This is a genomic window from Microcystis panniformis FACHB-1757 (genome assembly GCF_001264245.1).
GTDB lineage: Bacteria > Cyanobacteriota > Cyanobacteriia > Cyanobacteriales > Microcystaceae > Microcystis > Microcystis panniformis.
This window is the reverse complement of record NZ_CP011339.1, coordinates 2132567-2151505: the sequence shown is the minus strand read 5'-3', so window position 1 is coordinate 2151505 and position 18939 is coordinate 2132567. Positions and strand designations below refer to the sequence as shown.

The 18939-nt window shown below is 41.8% G+C and carries 16 protein-coding genes and 5 pseudogenes; 12 read left to right on the top strand and 9 right to left on the bottom strand.

Going from position 1 to position 18939, the window contains the following annotated elements:
* Positions 1-5: 5 nt before the first annotated feature.
* A complete protein-coding gene (locus VL20_RS10340) occupies positions 6-263 on the bottom strand; it encodes a hypothetical protein (protein WP_052276447.1) in 258 nt (85 codons plus the stop codon).
* 709 nt (positions 264-972) lie between these two features.
* Between VL20_RS10340 and VL20_RS32535 the strand changes: the two are divergent.
* Positions 973-1192, top strand: a pseudogene (locus tag VL20_RS32535) (IS4 family transposase); the annotation flags it as partial.
* 276 nt (positions 1193-1468) lie between these two features.
* Here VL20_RS32535 and VL20_RS10330 read toward each other — a convergent pair.
* The 5 genes and pseudogenes from VL20_RS10330 to VL20_RS10315 all read right to left on the bottom strand — a co-directional run bounded on the left by VL20_RS10330 (position 1469) and on the right by VL20_RS10315 (position 6437).
* Positions 1469-2629 (bottom strand): nucleotidyltransferase family protein, encoded by a 1161-nt coding sequence (locus tag VL20_RS10330; protein ID WP_004161310.1) that lies wholly within the window; start codon positions 2627-2629, stop codon positions 1469-1471.
* Between the two features lie 974 nt (positions 2630-3603).
* Positions 3604-3816: a hypothetical protein gene (locus VL20_RS28080; protein ID WP_052275239.1), complete on the bottom strand. Its 213-nt coding sequence runs from the start codon at positions 3814-3816 to the stop codon at positions 3604-3606.
* Positions 3791-4624: a transposase gene (locus VL20_RS32530; RefSeq protein ID WP_284525807.1), complete on the bottom strand. Its 834-nt coding sequence runs from the start codon at positions 4622-4624 to the stop codon at positions 3791-3793. The genes VL20_RS28080 and VL20_RS32530 overlap by 26 nt, the downstream gene beginning before the upstream one ends.
* 91 nt (positions 4625-4715) lie before the next feature.
* Positions 4716-5995: pseudogene (locus VL20_RS10320) on the bottom strand (RNA-guided endonuclease InsQ/TnpB family protein).
* Between the two features lie 151 nt (positions 5996-6146).
* A complete protein-coding gene (locus tag VL20_RS10315) occupies positions 6147-6437 on the bottom strand; it encodes a small RNA NsiR4-regulated ssr1528 family protein (RefSeq protein ID WP_002732452.1) in 291 nt (96 codons plus the stop codon).
* Between the two features lie 20 nt (positions 6438-6457).
* On the opposite strand from VL20_RS10315, the gene VL20_RS10310 reads away from it, so the two are divergent.
* The 7 genes from VL20_RS10310 (at position 6458) to shc (ending at position 12998) form a co-directional block, all read left to right on the top strand.
* Positions 6458-6946, top strand: coding sequence for a BlaI/MecI/CopY family transcriptional regulator (locus VL20_RS10310; RefSeq protein ID WP_002761005.1), 489 nt, complete (start codon positions 6458-6460; stop codon positions 6944-6946).
* Positions 6946-7794 (top strand): M56 family metallopeptidase, encoded by an 849-nt coding sequence (locus tag VL20_RS10305; RefSeq protein WP_052276445.1) that lies wholly within the window; start codon positions 6946-6948, stop codon positions 7792-7794. The genes VL20_RS10310 and VL20_RS10305 overlap by 1 nt, the downstream gene beginning before the upstream one ends.
* Before the next feature lie 2 nt (positions 7795-7796).
* Complete coding sequence (gene bcp, locus VL20_RS10300; RefSeq protein WP_052276444.1) at positions 7797-8264, top strand: thioredoxin-dependent thiol peroxidase; 468 nt, start codon at positions 7797-7799, stop codon at positions 8262-8264.
* A 341-nt stretch (positions 8265-8605) separates the two neighbouring features.
* Positions 8606-8773, top strand: a complete 168-nt coding sequence (locus VL20_RS31100) for a hypothetical protein (protein ID WP_158499336.1) — start codon at positions 8606-8608, stop codon at positions 8771-8773.
* Positions 8774-9045: 272 nt separating this feature from the next.
* Positions 9046-9843, top strand: a complete 798-nt coding sequence (gene rpsB / locus VL20_RS10290) for a 30S ribosomal protein S2 (RefSeq protein ID WP_002760998.1) — start codon at positions 9046-9048, stop codon at positions 9841-9843.
* Positions 9844-9959: 116 nt separating this feature from the next.
* A complete protein-coding gene (gene tsf / locus VL20_RS10285) occupies positions 9960-10715 on the top strand; it encodes a translation elongation factor Ts (RefSeq protein WP_052276442.1) in 756 nt (251 codons plus the stop codon).
* 375 nt (positions 10716-11090) lie between these two features.
* A complete protein-coding gene (gene shc, locus VL20_RS10280; protein ID WP_052276441.1) occupies positions 11091-12998 on the top strand; it encodes a squalene--hopene cyclase in 1908 nt (635 codons plus the stop codon).
* Positions 12999-13058: 60 nt separating this feature from the next.
* Here the strand turns inward: shc and VL20_RS10275 are convergent.
* A pseudogene (locus VL20_RS10275) lies at positions 13059-13453 on the bottom strand (helix-turn-helix domain-containing protein).
* Between the two features lie 238 nt (positions 13454-13691).
* Here VL20_RS10275 and VL20_RS10270 point away from each other — a divergent pair.
* Positions 13692-14687 carry a glycosyltransferase gene (locus tag VL20_RS10270; RefSeq protein WP_052276440.1) on the top strand — a complete coding sequence of 332 codons (996 nt, stop codon included), beginning with the start codon at positions 13692-13694 and terminating at the stop codon, positions 14685-14687.
* Positions 14688-15042: 355 nt separating this feature from the next.
* Positions 15043-15947, top strand: a pseudogene (locus tag VL20_RS10265) (Npun_R2821/Npun_R2822 family protein).
* A gap of 42 nt (positions 15948-15989) precedes the next feature.
* Here VL20_RS10265 and VL20_RS10260 read toward each other — a convergent pair.
* Together VL20_RS10260 and VL20_RS10255 are read right to left on the bottom strand one after the other, a co-directional pair.
* Positions 15990-16280, bottom strand: a complete 291-nt coding sequence (locus VL20_RS10260; protein ID WP_046662919.1) for a DUF3288 family protein — start codon at positions 16278-16280, stop codon at positions 15990-15992.
* A 2-nt stretch (positions 16281-16282) separates the two neighbouring features.
* A pseudogene (locus tag VL20_RS10255) lies at positions 16283-16959 on the bottom strand (hypothetical protein).
* Positions 16960-17379: 420 nt separating this feature from the next.
* Between VL20_RS10255 and VL20_RS10250 the strand changes: the two are divergent.
* Both VL20_RS10250 and trpC read left to right on the top strand, forming a co-directional pair.
* Positions 17380-17592, top strand: a complete 213-nt coding sequence (locus tag VL20_RS10250; protein WP_002735306.1) for a hypothetical protein — start codon at positions 17380-17382, stop codon at positions 17590-17592.
* A gap of 139 nt (positions 17593-17731) precedes the next feature.
* On the top strand, positions 17732-18622 hold the full coding sequence (gene trpC / locus VL20_RS10245; RefSeq protein WP_052276439.1) for an indole-3-glycerol phosphate synthase TrpC: 891 nt from the start codon (positions 17732-17734) through the stop codon (positions 18620-18622).
* The last annotated feature ends 317 nt before the right edge of the window (positions 18623-18939 follow it).

Sequence of the window (18939 nt, the reverse complement as noted above, 5' to 3'; positions counted from 1 at the left end):
TGCCATTATTTTAAGCCATATTCTTCTCTTAATCTTGTTTTTAACTGCTCAAAAACTAATTCCTCATCGGTTACATTACCCGCTAAAATTTGCTCGGTTGCACTATCAATTTTTTGCCGTAACTCCTCTAATTGATGGTTAGTTTCCTGACTATCTTCGCCTAAAATAATAATTTCTACTCTTTGACTGGATCGAAAGGGTAAATCGGATAAAATCAACTGATGTGATCGCTCAATTGTCACATATTTTTTGTAAGCATTCATATTAGTTTTCTTTTCTTTAATTCTGCTAATTTAAACTCTTAACCACTAACAACTCATTCCCCCGGTCATCAATCACTTTAACGGCAATTTGCCGATGTTCTCCCACTGCAAAAGGTGCGCTGGTTGTCCCTGCTAGATGTTCCCAGACTGATTCCTCATAGGTTCCCTTTAAAGCTTTCTTGGTTCTTCGTTACTTGGTATGGTTCGATAGGGGGGCATAAATCGACTAAATCCTTATCTGGCAAGAGACTTAATTGATTAGTTCGCTCTAGAGCAAAAACAATTGACAAAAATCGCTAAATGCCTTTCTATATAAGGGTTCCATCCCTTATAACCCCCGTCCATTGCATAACACAAACCGAAGAGCCGCTTTCTTAATCGAATCCCAAGCGCCGGTACGGGGAAAAATGCCTGATTGACGTGGAAACATAGGCCGTTGTAGTCAGTATCGAGAAACCAAGCGGGGACATTCTTACCCGGTTCTGAGTCCACTTTCATTGTAACCGGGTCAAACACATCCAACCCCAATAACTCCACTTGATATTTACCCTCAGCGATGGGATTAATCCTAATCTCTTTTGTGTGGGGAGCATCTCATTTATGCAAGTGAGTAATTATACTTATCCCTAAAACTGTTTTCTAGCAAGGCTTTCAAAATAGCTTGACATAAAAACCTGATTTAGGGGTTACAAAGGTGAGATGCTCCCTTTTGTGTGCCACTATTCATAAAAAGGGTCCGCCACCTGAAAAGCCGCCCTCCTTGGCCAGAAGCGGTCAGAATGATTGCTTCTCTTGGGGGTTTTTTAGGTAGAAAAGGCGACGGTGAACCCGGTGTTAAAACTATTTGGTTGGGACTGCGAAGGTAACATGATATCAGCCAGACTTGGAAACTATCTCATCAAATTAGTCCCCCCATAGAACCCCCTTGAGCCATCTTGCAGACTTTTCTCTTTTTGTCAAATTTTATGTTAAGAAAGATGTGACTAATGGATAGCCTTGATAAGGGGGGTGCCGATAGGCGGGGGGATCTGACAGTTTTTAACACCTAACTACTTAAGTAGTCGTGCAAAATTAATGTCTTGGTTAGGATAGGCAAAAGGCACTCATGCAAAAGGCACTAATGCAAGCAGTGGTTAGATATGTGTAATTAATTTTGCTTAGGTACTTATCAAGTAAAAGTAAAAAGTTCCCTGTTGCGGTGTTGCCTACTTGCTATTGAATAGAGAACGAATTGCCTGATGTTTAGGGTGATCAAATTCTGGGGGAACCTTGCGGGTATCGGTAATCAACCAATCCAAGGCTGCCGCTTCCACATCGATCGCCGCGCCGGTTTTATCAACACAATAGCGCCCAAAGACCAACTTATCCACCAAACGGGCCCCTGAACCGAGGCGAGAATATTCAAAAATAACGCTATTATCCACTGTCGCGCCGCCACAAATCCAACAATTTGGGCCAATCATACTCGGACCGACAATTTTCGCCCCGTCTTCAATGCGCGTCATTGCCCCGATATACACAGGTCCGGTGATATCGACTCGATCCCAGTTTACCCCCACATTTAAGCCCGTGTAGATGCCCGGTTTAACTTCGATGCCGGGGATAGCAACATTTTTAATTGTCCTGGACAACACCCCGCGAATTGCCTGCCAGTAGTCGGGGACTTTACCGATATCCACCCATTCAAAATCCATGTTTAAAGCGTAGAAAGGCGCACCTTTAGCGACTAATTGGGGGAATAACTCGCCACCGATGTCGTATTTACTATTAGGGGGAATAAAATCAATGATTTCTGGCTCAAAAATATAGATACCCGTGTTAATGCAGGTACTTAAAGCTTCATCGATGGCGGGTTTTTCTTGGAAACTGAGAATCCTTCCCTCCTCGTCGCTAACTACCACCCCATAACTGGATACTTCCTCTTTGGGGACGGTTTTGGTGACAATAGTGGCGATCGCTCCCTTTTCCCGATGCCATTTAACGGCTGCGGTTAAATCAAGATCGATCAGCGCATCACCACAGAGAACCACAAAAGTATCGTCAAAAAAGGGATTAAAATCTTGAATTCGTCGTAAACCGCCCGCCGATCCTAGGGCATCACCGATTAACTCGCCCTCTTCGATTCTACCCTCAAAAGAATAGCCGATATGCACCCCAAAACGCTGACCATCGCGGAAATAACTCTCAATTTCTTCGGCTAAATGACTGACATTCACCATGATCTGATCAAAGCCATGCTGTCGCAACAGTTCCAACAAAAACTCCATCACCGGCTTTTGTAAAATCGGGATCAGGGGTTTGGGAATCGTATGGGTAATCGGACGGACGCGAGTTCCTTTGCCAGCCGCCAAAATCATGGCTTTCATTGATGTTTATTTCCTTTTGCGATCGAGGTTTGTAGTTAAATCATGCCTAGTGTATCATTACTGGCTCGGAATCAGTGGTTATCGATCCTCTTGGGGGTACCTCGAAAAATAGATTTACTTCAGCATTGCACCGCCTGAAACCCTGATCAAACCTTGGTTTACTCTCAATTAGTGCGAAGATTTTCTCAATAAGTCCAATTGATCGAGCTACCCCTTGAGTAATTGATAACGGGAAAAAGTGAGAGATTTAACCCAGATTACACTGATGGACAAAATTAACAAATCAACTTTGCTGTAACTCATACTACTCAGTCCTCTAGGCTAAGATGATCAAAAAAACGCAAGTTTTTAAATTGATGGGCAAAAAAAGTTTAATTTTAGCCAATAACCAAGGCGTTATGTCTAGGCTACCTCGAAAAATCGAATTTTGAGGGACGGAGCGCCTTGTTAGTTCTTGAAAATAATTCCCTCTTCATCAATGTAGATCAAGGAGATTTCCTCGACCAACACTTTGTTAACAAAATCTTTTATTCGAGGTGTCCTTGAGCATTAGATCAACCTAGACTCCTTGCCTAATTTCCCCAACAATCCGGTTAACCCCAAGAAGTCTAGGCGAAAAATGGTGAGCAAAAATTTGACTACTTGAGATATTGACACTCCCGTCGCGCTTATGCGAGGGATTCTTGGTTCACTGACTCAAGTTGTCTTAGCAGGTATTTCTACCAACCAAAATAGAGCTTAAATCTCCCCAAGCGTTTAGGTCTGACGACCCTGACTGACGGACACATTTTTCAATACAAAGACAAGTACTGTTATGTGAAAGCCTCAAACTCCTGAATAAAAGAAAAGGTAATTTTGCCATAATAATCCTGACGAGCTTTGCGAGAAGCAAAACAGGGAAAAGGGTCAACAGAAAATAAGTGGTCAAGTCGCAAGAAGGGACGCGCCTTATGAACAACTCCCGCCAGCCAACGTCAACCAATTTTCAAATAACTCAAACCACGCCGAAAATGAGCATCAACCTGACGGCGAGAGCCAGATTGTTGAACCGCCATGCCAGTTAAAGTAGCAAAGAGAATAGAAATGGCAACAATGAGATAGAGACGTTCTAAACAAGCAGCAGAGCGAACACGAGAATGTTCCCAGTCAAAAACGCCCGATTTACTGCCCTTGAAAGAGATGTTCAATGGGAAAACGAAGACCATACTGCCAGAAGGTGTCAAGGGTAGGAGGTTCATCGCTCAGAATTGCCCAATTATCCTTAACCCCTGGAACAGAGGCTAAAGCAAGATGAGCAGTGATTCTAGCCTCCTGCCAGACTTGAACGTTGCGATCAAAGCAGGCTTGCCGTTTGGGAGGATAGAGTTCTCTGACCTCATAGCCAAAACCCCGACGGCGAACACCGTAAATGAGGGTATCGCAAGGTAAGCGAAGACACCAATGCCAAGTATTTTTCCTGAGCCATTGAATTAATTGCTGATTGGCAAAGCCTCGGTCGGCTAACAGCATGACATTCTCAAAGCCCTGAAGATAGCCTTTGGCTCTGTCCAACAAGGGTTCGTATTTCTCAAAAGCTAGGCTGGCACTACCATGTTCTAATCCCATCCACATCAAGGGGACGGCTCTCCCCCCGCAGACCACCGCTAGATAGACAAAGCAGTATTGATTCCACAACAGAGTGGTATCTATTGCTAGATACAGTCTTTCCCCCTTCTCCTTCCAAGTCTCGATGGCTTTCAATATTAAGGGGATGTATATCTTTTCCACCGCTACTCTTCCATTCTGGCAAAAGCGATTCCACCGTCTCTGATAACTATTGGCTTGTTCGGCTCTGCTTTGTACAAAGGGTTCCCATCTGGCTTGATTGAGACTTTGACTACTGAGTAGGGCTGTCACCATCCAACTGAGGACGGTTAAATGTCTTTTATCCACAAATCGGCTTCCTTGTTCTAGATAGGAATAAACTTGGGAGAAGATTCTGTTCTCGGTTTTCATCTTGTAGGGATTCTTGCTTTTTCCCTATCTACCCAGATATTTTTCTTTTTGGCAACCCTTGTCTTGTCAGGTTTTGACCCACTTGTGTCCGTCAGTCAGCTGACGACCAGCTTCCGATATGCCCTATCGTAGCTTTTTTGAGTATATTTAATGCCGCCATCTTGTCCCTATCTTCTATATACCCACACAAACAAACGGCTCTTCTGGTTTCTGTGTGGAAACGGGGTCTATACTGATAGTTTCTTCAGCAAAATAGTCCTCAAAGTCTTTCTAGGTAAATATTTCACGATTCTATAAGCAAAAATTATCACACAAAGTCGAGAAGAGCCAACAAACATGAGTTCTGACTGATAGAGACTTTTTGACTAACCGACCACAATTAAGGCATTCTTGACTTGTATAGGCTGGATTAACTGCAATAGTTAATCGGCCGTATTTAATACCAAAATACTCTATCCATTTTCTCAATTGTGACCAACCAGCATCATTGATACTCTTAGCTAGTTTTCGATTACGCACAAGGTTTTTGACTTTTAAATCCTCGTAGGCTATCAAGTCGTTTGACTGAATTAAACGGAGTGCCAATTTTTTAGTAAACTCTTCTCGTTGCCTACTTACTTTTAAATGTCCCTTAGCGTACTTTTGACTAGCTTTTTTGTAGTTATTAGACTGCTTTTGTCCTCTCTTAAACTTTTTCGACTTTCTTCTATTCAGTTTATTAAGACGCTTCTCGGCTTTTCGATAATACTTAGGAGGCTCTACTGTATTCCCGTTGCTGTCAGCATAAAGATATTTTAACCCCAGATCTAATCCTAGGCAATGACCCGTCGATTCTAATTGTGGGGTTATATCTCTAGCATCGAGTTTTAGCATTAACTGGCAATAATATCCATCAGCCCTTTTAACTATTCTTATCCGTTGAATTTGCCATTCTTGAAAATCCAACAAGTCTCGACTACCAATTAGTTTTAACTCCCCAATGTTTTTTCCATCAGTGAAAGTTATTCTCTTGGAATTTCGATTAAGTTTCCAACCTGACTTTTTAAACTCAACAGAATGAGTACGTTTAGAGTATTTAGGATATCCTTTCTTACCAGCAATTTTGTTCTTACAGTTATTATAGAACCTAAGAATAGCAGTCCAAGTCCGTTCGCAAGCCTGTTGACAAGCTGTAGAGTTAAGGTCTTGAACAAAAGGGTATTGACTTCTTAATTGAGTGACATATTTATATACATCCTTTTGTCCTACACCTTTATTGTCTTCCCAATATCTAAGACATTTATTCCGAACAAACTGTACTGTCCGAATAGCCTCATCAATGGCTTGATATTGAGATGGTTTTCCTCTAAGCTTGTACTCTAAAACAAACATTTTGCGTTATCGACCTACCACGCAAACTACTCTAGCATACTAAAGTTAAATTGGCAACTATAGATTAGAGTTATTCTTAGTCGTGCTTCGCTGTTCTATGCTGGCGGAACTTTTCATCTCCGAGGTGAAACCGAGAGATGAAAAGCCGACATTATAGGTAAAAAGCGATTTCTTTCTCCTTGAGAGGGGCAAAATCGGCGGCTAACAACAGCTGATTTAATTCCTCTTGGGGGATATGTTTGGCCCCGATGCGGACAATTCGCGATCTCATCGTGTTAGAAACCCCGCTTCTTTGTCGTCCTGCTTCCAAACCCATTACCCGGTGATAAAGTTCCAATTTTGCCGGGGGAATTGGGGAACCATCAAAATCAATGCCATTAGCGATCGCCACATCAATGGCATCAGCGCCCGTAGTTGTGGTTAAATTAGTTTCGGTGGACATAAAGACAATATAAAGGATCGTTGCTATTTTATCAGGCGATCGATATCCGCCGCTATGATCAGGAAAGTAATCTTCATTTCTGTGTAACTATGGCTCAATTGCCGACCTATCAACCAAAACAGTTATCCCTGGGCCCCCTGGAAGCGGAAATTCTCAATATTGTCTGGGAATTGGAACCCGTTAGCGTTAAGGATGTCCACGATCGCATTTTAGCGGATCCAGAACGAGATCTAGCCTATACTTCTGTGACTACGGTACTGCGTCGTTTAACTAATAAAGGCTGGTTAAGTTGTTATAAAAAGGGTCGGATTTTCTACTGGAAACCGATGGTTTCTAAGGAACAAGCACAGGCAATTAAAGCCTACGAACAATTACATCGTTTTTTGGCTATTGGTAATGCGGATGTGGTGGCTTCTTTTGCCGATAGTCTCGATACTGCTAGTGTCGAACAATTAAAAGCGATCGCATCTCGTTTAGATACCCTGCGTCAACAACGGAGAGAAAGCTAATGCACAGTTTAATGTTATTACTAGCATTAACTATCGCTATTGGTTTACGTTGGTTTCTGCCTAGCTATCAGCGTCGTTGGCAGACAACGCTATTTTTCTTCCTCTTTCCTCCTTTGCTGCTGTTAATGACAGTTACATCGGTGGTTTGTATGGGCTATCGCGGGCAAATGTTGGGTTATAACTCCAGTTTAATTAGTTACTTTAGTGCTATAATTTGGCTAGTTTTTGCTATATTTTGTTTGATAAAACTCTCCTATCAAACTTGGCAAACCCATCGGGATTTTAGCAGTTATCCCCTCAAAAAAATCACCGCTCAGAAGGCGAGAGTTTTAGCAGTGGATTTTCCCTACAGTGCCAGAGTTGGCTTCTGGAAGTCGGAATTAATTGTGACGCAAGGATTATTAAATCTCTTAGATCAAGAACATTTACAAGCAGTTTTAGCCCACGAACAAGCTCACCAAGAATATCATGACACTTTCTGGTTTTTCTGGTTAGGTTGGTTGCGATCGATGTCTTCTTGGCTGCCCAATAGCGAGAATTTATGGTCAGAATTGGTCTTCTTGCGGGAATTGCGCGCCGATAAGTATGCTTCTGGACAAGTGGATTATTTACTATTAGCTGAATCGCTGCTTTTAGTGGCAGAAAAAGTTAATCAAGTAGCGGAAATAAGTTTCTCCGATAGTTGCTGTGTCGCTCTCAATGATCATTCTTTAAATAATCGTTTATTAGAGAGAATCGATGCTTTAGTCGAGTCAGAAAACCCCGAACTTCCCAGATTTAACTATCAAGTCTGGCTATTGCTTTCCCTCTCCCTCGCTCCTTTCTTACTCTTGCCTTTACACTCCTAAAAATGACCCTAGAAGTTGGACAAAAAGCCCCCGAATTTGCCACCCCCAACCAAAGGGGGGAAATTAGTAAATTAGCAGATTTTGCCGGTCAATGGTTGGTCTTATATTTTTATCCCAAAGATAACACTCCGGGCTGCAGCACAGAAGCGATCGATTTTACCGCTTTGTCGCCGCAATTTCAGCAATTAAATGCGGTAATTCTGGGAGTTAGTCCCGATTCAGAAAAGTCCCACTGTCGTTTTATTGAAAAACACAATTTAACTATTCAATTATTGAGCGATCCCGAGCATCAACTGGCGGAAATTTATCAAGTCTGGGGATTAAAAAAATTTATGGGCAAGGAATATATGGGGATTAGACGCTCCACTTTCCTGATCGACCCCCGGGGAAATATTGCCTATATTTGGTCAAATGTCAAGGTAAAAGCCCATGCAGAAGCGGTTTTGAAAAAACTTGAGGAATTGCAGTAGGAAGCCCCTAGTAGTCGATTTTTTCTGGGTACTGATCGCGCTCTTTTAAGTACCTAAGCAAAATTAATTACACATCTAAGCCGTCAGACTTCGTCGTGAGATCAGTAGTTCGACAAGCTCACTAACATGAACACTTTTTGCTGTGATTAGTAAACAGTAATCAGTGATCAGTGAGGCTCTTCGGTTTGTGTTATGCAATGGACGGGGGTTATAAGGGATGGAACCCTTACATAGAAAGGCATTTAGCGATTTTTGTCAATTGTTGGCTCTTCTCGACTTTGTGTGATAATTTTTGCTTATGTAAGGTTAAATGCTTACTGGGCAAGACTTTTAGGACTATTTTGAAAGAAGAAACTATCAGTATAGACCTCGTTTACACACAGAAACCAGAAGAGCCAATTGTTTTTGCTCTAGAGCAAACTAATCAATTAAGTCTCTTACCAGATAAGGATTTAGTCGATTTATGCCCCCCTATCGAACCATACCAAGTAACGAAGAACCATCAGTGATCAGTAAACAGTAATCATTAATCAGTGAAAAGACAGTAGGAAACTTCTATTTAATGCTGCTCACTTAAAACTCAAATCTGATAACTGATAGCTGTCTCCTGTCTCCTGTCTCCTGTCTCCTGTCTCCTGTCTCAACCAAGAAATTAATTTTGCACGACTACTTATGTTAGACTAGAAAAGTTGTCAAAAATCGCACATCTAGGCGATCGGGTGTTTCTAGGAATCTAGAAATCCAGCCCTAGATGGAGGATAAACCCGAAAAGGAGAAAAATATGCCCGTTGTCTCTCTCGCAGAATTGCTAGAGTCTGGGGTTCACTTTGGCCATCAAACGCGCCGTTGGAACCCGAAAATGTCTCAGTACATCTACACTGCCCGGAATGGGGTTCATATCATTGATTTGGTGCAAACTGCCCAATTAATCGAAGAAGCTTACGAATTTGTCCGAGGAGAAGCCGATCGCGGTAAACGCTTTTTATTCATCGGTACGAAACGGCAAGCGGCAGCAATCATTAAACAGGAAGCTTTACGCAGCGGTAGCCACTTCGTTAACCAACGCTGGTTGGGGGGAATGTTAACCAACTGGGAAACCATTCGCGGCCGGGTAGAAAGACTCAAAGAATTAGAAGAATTAGAAAATAGCGGCGCCCTTGATAAACGACCGAAAAAAGAAGCATCGGTACTGCGTCGGGAATTAGGCAAACTAGAAAAATACCTCGGTGGCATTAAAACCATGCGCCGGCTGCCGGATTTAGTCATCGTAGTGGATCAGCGTCGGGAATACAACGCTATCCAAGAATGCCAAAAATTGGGCATTCCCATCATCTCCCTCTTGGATACTAACTGCGATCCTGACTTAGTAGATGTGCCGATTCCCGCCAACGATGACGCAATTCGCTCAGTTAAACTGATTTTAGGCAAAATTAGCGATGCGATCATCGAAGGTCGTCGCGGTGGTCAAGCAGCGGTGGAAGAATACGAGGAAGACTACGAGGATGAAACCGAGTACGAGGAAGAAGGTGATTATTCCCAATACGCCGCCGAATTTGCCAGTGGAGACGACGATAACTAGGGAAAATTAGCTATTGATTGCCGCTAGGTTCGGGGGTAAACTTTCCGGACCTATCGATCGGCAAAACCTGCCCTTCTCGTGGCATGATCAACTATAAGCAGTAGGTTAGGAATTTTATGGCAGAAATTACAGCACAACAGGTTAAAGAACTTAGGGAAAAGACCGGCGCCGGCATGATGGATTGCAAGAGGGCGCTGACGGAAAACGCGGGGGATATAACTAAAGCGATCGAATGGTTGCGTCAAAAAGGGATTACTTCCGCCGAGAAAAAAGCCAGTCGGGTAGCGGCAGAAGGGATGATCGGCAGTTACATCCACACCGGCAGTCGCATCGGTGTTTTAGTGGAAGTGAACTGCGAAACCGATTTTGTTGCCCGTCGCGAGGAGTTCAAAAAATTAGTTAATGACGTGGCGATGCAGATTGCCGCTTGTCCTAACGTCGAATATGTGAAAGTGGCCGATATTCCCGCCGAAATCTCCGCCAAAGAAAAAGAAATTGAGATGGGACGGGACGATTTAGCCAATAAACCCGATAATATCAAAGAAAAAATCGTGGCCGGCCGCATTGAAAAACGTTTGAAAGAACTTTCTCTGCTTGATCAACCCTTTATCCGCGACCAGAACATTAGTATTGAGGAGTTGATCAAACAAGCGATCGCCGCTTTGGGAGAAAATATTCAGGTGCGTCGTTTCCAACGCTTTGTACTAGGTGAAGGGATCGAGAAAGAAGAAACGGATTTCGCCGCCGAAGTAGCCGCCCAAATGGGACAAAAAGCCCCGGAACCCGTAGCAGCAGCCCCGCAAGTGGAGGAAAAAGCTCCGGAACCGGCAGCGAAGGATAATCCGCCCGCTAAAGGCAAAAAGAAAAAGTAAGTTAAATGAAGATCAATCTGGTGGGGTGCGAGTTTCGTACCCTTTTTGTCTTCAGGGGGGTGGGGGACCTGATTTAAGTAGGTAGGCACAATTATTTGTAGGATGGGTTAGCGGTAGCGTAACCCATGCGGGCGTTGGGTTTCATGCTTCAACCCAACCTACGTTCATTTTATATTTAATTCCACCCACCCACTTATCAGTTATCAGTAAACAGTAATCAGTCAAAAGAAAAAAGAAAGTGGCAACCAAAGCAGATTCCTTGACTGGATTGTTTGGGAACAAAAGCCTATTCTTTGGCTACTTATTAAAAACTTTGTAAATTAAGATTATCTTATTTGCACTGGTGGTCCCTAGAGGTTGTCGAACGGAAAAAAAATGCAGATTCAGGACAAAATCACCGAAATAGCCGCTAAAACAGCGAAAGCGATCGAACTTTCTCAAAATTATTTACTTTCTACCCAATACTCTGAGGGTTACTGGTGGGCAGAATTAGAATCTAATGTCACCATCACCTCAGAAGCAATTTTACTACACAAAATCTGGAAAACTGACAAAAATCGCCCCCTAGACAAATCAGCCACCTATCTGCGTCAGCAACAGTGTCCTAACGGCGCTTGGGAGTTATTTTATGGGGATGGTGGCGATCTTAGCACCACTGTGGAAGCCTACATGGGACTGCGACTATTGGGAATTCCCGCTAATGATCCTACTTTAGAAAAAGCCAGAGAATTTATCTTAGCTAAAGGTGGCATCAGCAAAACCCGCATTTTCACCAAAATGCACCTCGCTTTGATTGGTTGTTATGATTGGCTGGGGGTTCCCTCTATCCCCGCTTGGATCATGCTACTGCCGGAAAATTTCCCTTTTACTATCTATGAAATGTCCAGTTGGGCGCGGGGAAGTACGGTTCCTTTATTAATTGTTTTCGACAAAAAACCCGTGTATAAAATGGGTTTTAATCTCGATGAACTCTATACAGAAGGGGTGAATAATGTCAAGTATGAGTTACCAAAAAGTAACAATTGGTCAGATGTTTTTCTTTGGTTAGATGGGCTGTTTAAATGGGCAGAAAAAACTAATTTAGTTCCCTTCCGTCAAGAAAGTCTGAAAGCGGCGGAAAAATGGGTGATTGAACGACAGGAAGACACGGGGGATTGGGGGGGGATTATCCCGGCGATGTTAAATTCCCTGTTAGCTTTAAAAGCCCTAGATTATGATGTTGACGATCCGATTGTTGCCAGGGGTTTAAAAGCGGTGGATAATTTTGGTATTGAGACCGATAATACCTATTGTGTACAGCCCTGTGTGTCGCCGGTTTGGGATACGGCTTGGGTAATTCGATCGCTAATTGAATCCGGGCTAAATCCTGCTCATCCAGCTATGATTAAAGCAGGACAATGGTTAATCGATCAACAAATTCTTGATTATGGCGATTGGGCGATTAAAAATAAAATCGGAACCCCCGGCGGTTGGGCTTTTGAATTTGACAATCGCTGGTATCCGGATTTAGACGATTCGGCTGTGGTGGTGATGGCTTTAGAGTTAATTAAAATGCCCGATGAAAATATTAAAAAAGCTGTGATGAAACGGGCAGTTAATTGGATGGCTACTATGCAGTGTAAAGCTGGTGGTTGGGGGGCTTTTGACATCGATAACGATCAAAACTGGCTTAATTCTTTGCCCTATGCCGATCTAAAAGCAATGATCGATCCTAATACGGCTGATGTGACTGCCAGAGTTCTAGAAATGTTAGGCACTTGTGATGTTAACATGGAAGAAAATCGAGTTAAAAAAGCTTTGGATTATCTGGAAAAAGAACAGGAAGCTGATGGTAGTTGGTTTGGTCGTTGGGGTGTAAATTATATTTATGGAACCAGTGGGGTTTTATCTGCTTTAGCTTTTCTGGAACCGAATAAATATCGCCAGCAATTGCAAAAAGGAGCCAATTGGTTAAGCGGTTGTCAAAATGTTGATGGTGGTTGGGGTGAAACCTGTTTTAGTTACAATAACCCTAAATTTAAAGGACAGGGAAATAGTACCGCTTCCCAAACTGCTTGGGCATTAATCGGTTTATTAGCCGTCGGGAAAGTCACCGGCAATTATCAGCGAGAAGTGATTGAAAAGGGCGTTAACTATCTTCTTGTTACCCAAAAAGAAAATGGTACATGGAATGAAGATTACTTCACCGGTACAGGTTTTCCCTGTCATTTTTACCTGAAATATCATTTCTATCAGCAGTATTTCCCTTTACTAGCTTTGGGGCGTTATCGGGCTTTAATTTAGTCCGTTAATCTATGCGTTAGGACAGGAAATAAGCCTAACTGTCTAGCGCATTTTTTGTAACTAACTAGGAAAAAATAAATCAGGAGATATATTTAAAAAATTGGCTAATTTTGAATGTAGATAGGAGTTAACTCTTGTTGCCCATCAAGAATGTCATCCAGGGTTGACTTGCTTTCAAAAATAGATAGCAAATCTTGCTTTTGTAGTTTTTTTTCCTCTAATATGAATTTCAACAATTCAAGTCCATAAATATCAGGTATTGGCTCTTGATTTTCCTCATACTCATAAATTAAAGCCCCTAAAACATTTAGATATTCCCTTTCTTCTGCCGTTAATTGGGGTTTGTCTAACAGGCGATTAATAACCTCCTGCATCATTTCTAAGTCTTCCTCATTGTGAATAGGACGAGGAGGGTATTGCTTTAATAATTCTAAGTATTTATCAGTGGCAAACATAATTTAATAATATCTATGGTTGATCGACTATTGCCTTTAGATACCTCACACCCTAATAATTAAGTATAGAATAGCCAAGTCTCCAGACTGCCGCTTAACCAAAACTTCTAAGTAGGGAGGCACAATTATTTGTAGGATGGGTTAGCGGTAGCGTCAACTATGCGGGCGTTGGGTTTCATGCTTCAACCCAACCTACGTTCATCTTATATTTAAGTCCACCCACCCACTTATTATCCTGATGAGAAACCTCTATTTTCTCTTGCCCGGTACTACTTCTCCTTTTGGTGGGGGTGGACTGTGGGCAGAAATGAAAACTGTCAATTTGGCTAGTCAAATTTGTAGCGCCCAGATTGTGACTTATCGTCAAAAAGAGTTAAATTATCCTTTTTTAGAGGATATACTTGCAAAAATAAGCTCCGATGACAGTATTTTTGTGGTTAGCTGGGGTTTTGATGTTCCTAAACTGGTGCAAAAATTGCGATCGCATAATATCATTTATCATGCCCATAGTACAGGTTACGGCTTCCGTTTACCCTCCCAAATACCAATTATCACTGTTAGCCGTAATACTATGGGGTATTGGGGAGAAAAGGCTCCTAATGCTTTAATTTACTATCTTCCTAATCAAATTGGCTCAGAATTTCTCAATTTAGGCTTAGAAAGAGATATCGATGTCCTAGTACAGGGGCGCAAATCCTCAAAGTATCTTCTCAATCGTCTAGTTCCCGCCCTCCGTCCCCACTGCCGCGTTAAGGTTTTAGATAGCTATGTGGAGGATTTAGTGGGATTATTCAATCGCAGTCGGGTTTATCTCTACGATTCGGCTGAATATTGGGCTGTAAACGGTTTAACGGAGGGTTTTGGCTTACCGCCCCTGGAAGCTTTAGCCTGTGGTTGTACGGTATTTTCTAGTGTTAATAGCGCCTTAGCCGATTATCTCGATCCCGGTTTCAATTGTCAAAAAATCGGGGCTTATTCCACTCAATACGATCTGGAACGTATTCTTAATTATGCCCGTAATTTTCCCGTCAATTCTTTACCGGCTAATTTTCTCGATGATTATCATCCCGAAAAATTACTACCACGTTTTGAAACAATTTTAAGAGAAATTAATGATTTCTTTGATATTAAAAAACGCTATCCGGCTGATATAGAAGGTTTAGAACCCCTGCGACTTAAAAAATTATGGATGCAGAGTTCTCTGGCTAAACTTAAGAAAAAACTGTTTAAGTAGTGGTGATCTTTCCTTAATTAAGTGGGTGGGTGGAATTAAATATAAGATGAACGTAGGTTGGGTTGAAGCATGAAACCCAACGCCAGCATGGGTTACGCTACCGCTAACCCATCCTACAAATAATTGTGCCTCCCTACTTATTCGCCAATTCAAAAATCAAACGCACCACTCCTTAAGAGTTGACAGAGAAAGGCTGATCAGCTATTCAGTTATCAGTGATCAGTTATCAGTTATCAGTGAACAGGGATATCGGGAGAAAAAAGCTGATGGCTGACTCCCCAAAAGGAAAACTTTCTACTTCACCATTAAGATAACTGCTATATAATTATTTCTAACTCTTACCCCTAGGATATTTATGAAGCGAGGAATTTACATTACCGCTAATGATCGAGTTATTGATCAAGCGATCGCATTAATGAATAGTATTCGTTTGTACGATCCTGATTCTCCCGTCATCTTGATTCCCTACGACAATAATTATCAAAAAATTGCCGATTTATTAGCAGAAAAATATGGCGTTATTCTCTATCCCGATCTGCAATTAGTGGAAGAATTAGCACAAAAAATCTATGATATTTTTGGAGAAAAATTCTTTGCTCGTCCCAATCAATTTCGCAAGCAGGTGTGTTGGTTTGGAGAATTAGATCAATTTCTTTATATCGATACCGATATCGTAGTTTTTGAAAAAATAATAGATAATCTAAATTTCCTCGATACCTACGATTTTCTCTGCTGTGATTACCAACACAAAAAAGGGATTACTGATGTCTTTAATCCGATTGTTTTAGAACAGGGAATCTTCACAGAAAATGATCTAACTGGGATGTTTAACGGTGGTTTTTGGGCTAGTAAAAAGAATCTATTCTCAGAACAGGAGTTATATAGTTCTTTTCAAGAATGTGCCGCTCATCCAGAATATTTTGATTTTTCTCAAAAAACCTCCGATCAACCGATTATTAATTATACCATTCTCAAACGAGTTCCCAATCGATTTAATATTGTCCGCGCCCCGGGTTGTCAAGCGGGAAATTGGGGGGGAAGTTCTCATTTTCAACGTCAGGGGAATATCTTAATCGATCCGAGATTAAATCAGCCCTTAAAATATTTACATTGGGCAGGAATTCGCATCGAACCGGGATGTCCCTACTGGGATATCTGGAAATATTATCGTTATCTAGATGATCCTAATCCCCCGCAGATCCGCCAGCAAGCAAACCCAAAAATCCTTTGCAGAGATTATTAGATAAAATCAAATTATAGGTTTGATTTTTCCTCTCGCATCACTAAGATAACTGCTGCAATTTAACTCCAATCCTGTTGCTCCTCGCTTTGGCGAATTTGATACACTTGTCCGTGACTGTGCAGTTGTCGAGTTTTTGCCCATAAACTAGCTTCATCTAACTGCCATTTTTCTAGGATTAAATCTAAATCTCTTTGGATTTCTCTTGCTCCCGGAAAGTTTTGATAACGTATGCGTAAACGAGCGCATTCAGCTAAGTTTAAATCATTGGGTTCTGATTGCAGCAGCTGATCAACAATCGGGCGATCTAGTCTTTCCTGTGGATGTTGTTGTTCTTGATTTTTACTAGCCATAATTAATCGAACCAACCGATTTCGGAATCCGTTAACTCTGTGGGGGTAGGATTGGGGGCAATATAACGGGCTAAAGTTGCCATTTCAAAGTTATAAAGACTGGGTTTCTTCGGCGCAGGTTTGCTAATTGGTGAGGGTTCAGGGGTGGGGGGGGACTATTTTCTAGGGTTTTAATTTGATTATATAATTTTTCAATTAACTGTTTTTTCTCGGTTAATTCCGTCTGGGATTGACTTAATTGACTCGATAATTTTTCAATTAACTGTTTTTTCTCAGTCAGTTCTGTTTCTGTCTTACTTAATTGACTCGATAGTTTTTCAATTAACTGTTTTTTCTCGGTTAATTCCGTCTGGGATTGACTTAATTGACTCGATAATTGTGCCACCAAAGTAGTTTTTTCCAAGAGGACAGATTCTAACTGCTCGGTCTGTTGTTGTAACTGCTGTAACCTGACAGAGAGTTCCAGATGTTCTTGAAGTTCTTTTTCCAGAGAAATCACCTTTTCTTGGAGAGTTTGCTGATTTTTCTCGGTTTTTTCTAACTCTGTTGTCAAGTCGTTAATTTTTGCCTGTAGGGTGGCGTTTGTTTCCTTCGGACGTTTGGGAGAAGGAGAGGTTTGGGATTCTACCTCTTTATTAGCTTCTGTACGGATGAGATCGTTTAAATTACCTTTGGTCATAAGCTGTGCAAATAGGATATTACGATAGAATCGGATACTGTCAAGAAATCTCTTGGTTTAGGCAATCGATAATTAAGTGGGTGGGTGGAATTAAATATAAGATGAACGTAGGTTGGGTTGAAGCATGAAACCCAACGCCCGATTATGTTACGCTACCGCTAACCCATCCTACAAATAATTGTGCCTCCCTACTTAATTACCCCGATATACGGGCTTGATTAAGCTGGGGAATTGTTCCATAGGTTTTATTGTATAGCTTGAGGTCGATCGATCCCTGTCTATTTAAGGAATGAGAACAAATACCTAAATCTCGGTTTCGCTGGTAAGATTCTAAATTTTTCTGTAGTTAATGATACAGAATAGTAAATTTGTGTCAGACTGAAGGTAGAAGTTGATCGCACCTGTGGCAGGGATAAATTTATGAATATTGAAGAAAAAGCACGTCTTAATCTAACCCAAGAGCGACAAGCAGAAGGAATGCTCGAAGAAAACGTCTTAACTCGTACAGAGGAGCTTTTAGGGGAAGGGGAGGCAGAAACTGCGAAAGCGCGGGTTTTATTAACCGAAAATCGTCAAGAAGACGAAAAACTTCAAGATAAAATTTTAGAACGTTCGATCGAAGCTATGCAATAGCCTTTCGGTGAAGACTGGCAATATCCACACAAGTAGAGTTAAATGTCTGTAGAGACGTGGTTTTCCCCGTCTCTATTTCAATTCCCGATAACTAATCACTGTTAAACTAATCACTGTTCACGCTCTGGACAGTGAAAAAATGCAGATCCGAAGAAAACACCCCAATCCTGCCGTTAAAGTTGAGAGTTTGAGTTATGTGGTGAAAGTGCCAGAGGCACAACCACAAAATATTTTAGAAGAAATCGTTTGGCATAAAGAGATCGAAGTCGATAAATTGCGCGAAAGGTTGCCTTTATTAGAATTACGCCAAAAAATAGCCAATACTGCGCCACCTTGCGACTTTTTAGCCGCCTTAAAACAGGGTAAAACCCAACCCGCTTTGATTGCCGAAGTCAAAAAAGCTTCCCCGAGCAAGGGAGTTATCCTGGAAGATTTTGATCCTGTAGCGATCGCGCGTGCCTATGAACAGGGAGGAGCCACTTGTTTATCGGTTTTAACCGATAGTAAGTTTTTTCAAGGTAGTTACGAAAATCTTAGCCTCGTCCGGCAAGCGGTATCTTTACCCCTATTATGCAAAGAATTTATCCTTTATCCCTATCAAATCTACTACGCTCGCTCTAAAGGAGCCGATGCTGTCCTTTTAATTGCCGCTATTTTAAGCGATCAAGACCTAGCATATTTTGTCAAAATTGTCAAGGGTTTAGGGATGACAGCTTTGGTAGAGGTGCATAGTCTGGCCGAATTCGATCGAGTGTTAGCCATTGAGGGAATCGAACTAATCGGCATCAATAACCGCAATTTAGAGACATTTAAAGTCGATTTAGACAATACTCGCCAATTACTAGAAGCCAGGGGCGAAAAGGTGCGAGAAAAAGGTATTCTGATCGTCAGCGAATCGGGATTACACACAGCAACAGATCTAGCCACAGTGAAGCAAGCGGGAGCAAATGCGGTTCTAATCGGCGAATCTTTGGTAAAACTGCCCGATGCTGCCCTCGGTATCCAGAAACTCTTTGAAAATCGGGAATAGGAGTTAGGAAGTGGGGAAGTGGGTAGGGTTGATTCATGAATCAACCCTACTATGAATCAACCCTAGGGGTTTGGGGGGTAGAACCCCCCAAAAGCTTGGATTGAGTAATCAGCTCTGAAGTAATACGGCCATCCCTTGAGTATAGGCTACATATCAGGAGAGGCACTCCTGCAAAAGGGGGAATAAATAATCAGTTTTTAATAACTGGATTTAGGAGCAGAATATTTTCATGTTTGGCGGTGCCAACTTTGGCATCGGGACTGACTCCTATCTCCTGAAGACTGAGTACCGGGATATAATCAGAGTTTGCCGAATCT

What these genes read in the sequence shown, in the direction of transcription:
- VL20_RS10315 (WP_002732452.1), bottom strand. Translation starts at nt 6,437, where the DNA reads ATGTCCACCGAAACTAATTTAACCACAACTACGGGCGCTGATGCCATT.
- trpC (WP_052276439.1), top strand. Translation starts at nt 17,732, where the DNA reads ATGCAGATCCGAAGAAAACACCCCAATCCTGCCGTTAAAGTTGAGAGT.
- rpsB (WP_002760998.1), top strand. Translation starts at nt 9,046, where the DNA reads ATGCCCGTTGTCTCTCTCGCAGAATTGCTAGAGTCTGGGGTTCACTTT.
- tsf (WP_052276442.1), top strand. Translation starts at nt 9,960, where the DNA reads ATGGCAGAAATTACAGCACAACAGGTTAAAGAACTTAGGGAAAAGACC.
- bcp (WP_052276444.1), top strand. Translation starts at nt 7,797, where the DNA reads ATGACCCTAGAAGTTGGACAAAAAGCCCCCGAATTTGCCACCCCCAAC.
- shc (WP_052276441.1), top strand. Translation starts at nt 11,091, where the DNA reads ATGCAGATTCAGGACAAAATCACCGAAATAGCCGCTAAAACAGCGAAA.
- VL20_RS10330 (WP_004161310.1), bottom strand. Translation starts at nt 2,629, where the DNA reads ATGAAAGCCATGATTTTGGCGGCTGGCAAAGGAACTCGCGTCCGTCCG.
- VL20_RS10305 (WP_052276445.1), top strand. Translation starts at nt 6,946, where the DNA reads ATGCACAGTTTAATGTTATTACTAGCATTAACTATCGCTATTGGTTTA.
- VL20_RS10270 (WP_052276440.1), top strand. Translation starts at nt 13,692, where the DNA reads ATGAGAAACCTCTATTTTCTCTTGCCCGGTACTACTTCTCCTTTTGGT.
- VL20_RS10340 (WP_052276447.1), bottom strand. Translation starts at nt 263, where the DNA reads ATGAATGCTTACAAAAAATATGTGACAATTGAGCGATCACATCAGTTG.
- VL20_RS10250 (WP_002735306.1), top strand. Translation starts at nt 17,380, where the DNA reads ATGAATATTGAAGAAAAAGCACGTCTTAATCTAACCCAAGAGCGACAA.
- VL20_RS10260 (WP_046662919.1), bottom strand. Translation starts at nt 16,280, where the DNA reads ATGGCTAGTAAAAATCAAGAACAACAACATCCACAGGAAAGACTAGAT.
- VL20_RS32530 (WP_284525807.1), bottom strand. Translation starts at nt 4,624, where the DNA reads ATGAAAACCGAGAACAGAATCTTCTCCCAAGTTTATTCCTATCTAGAA.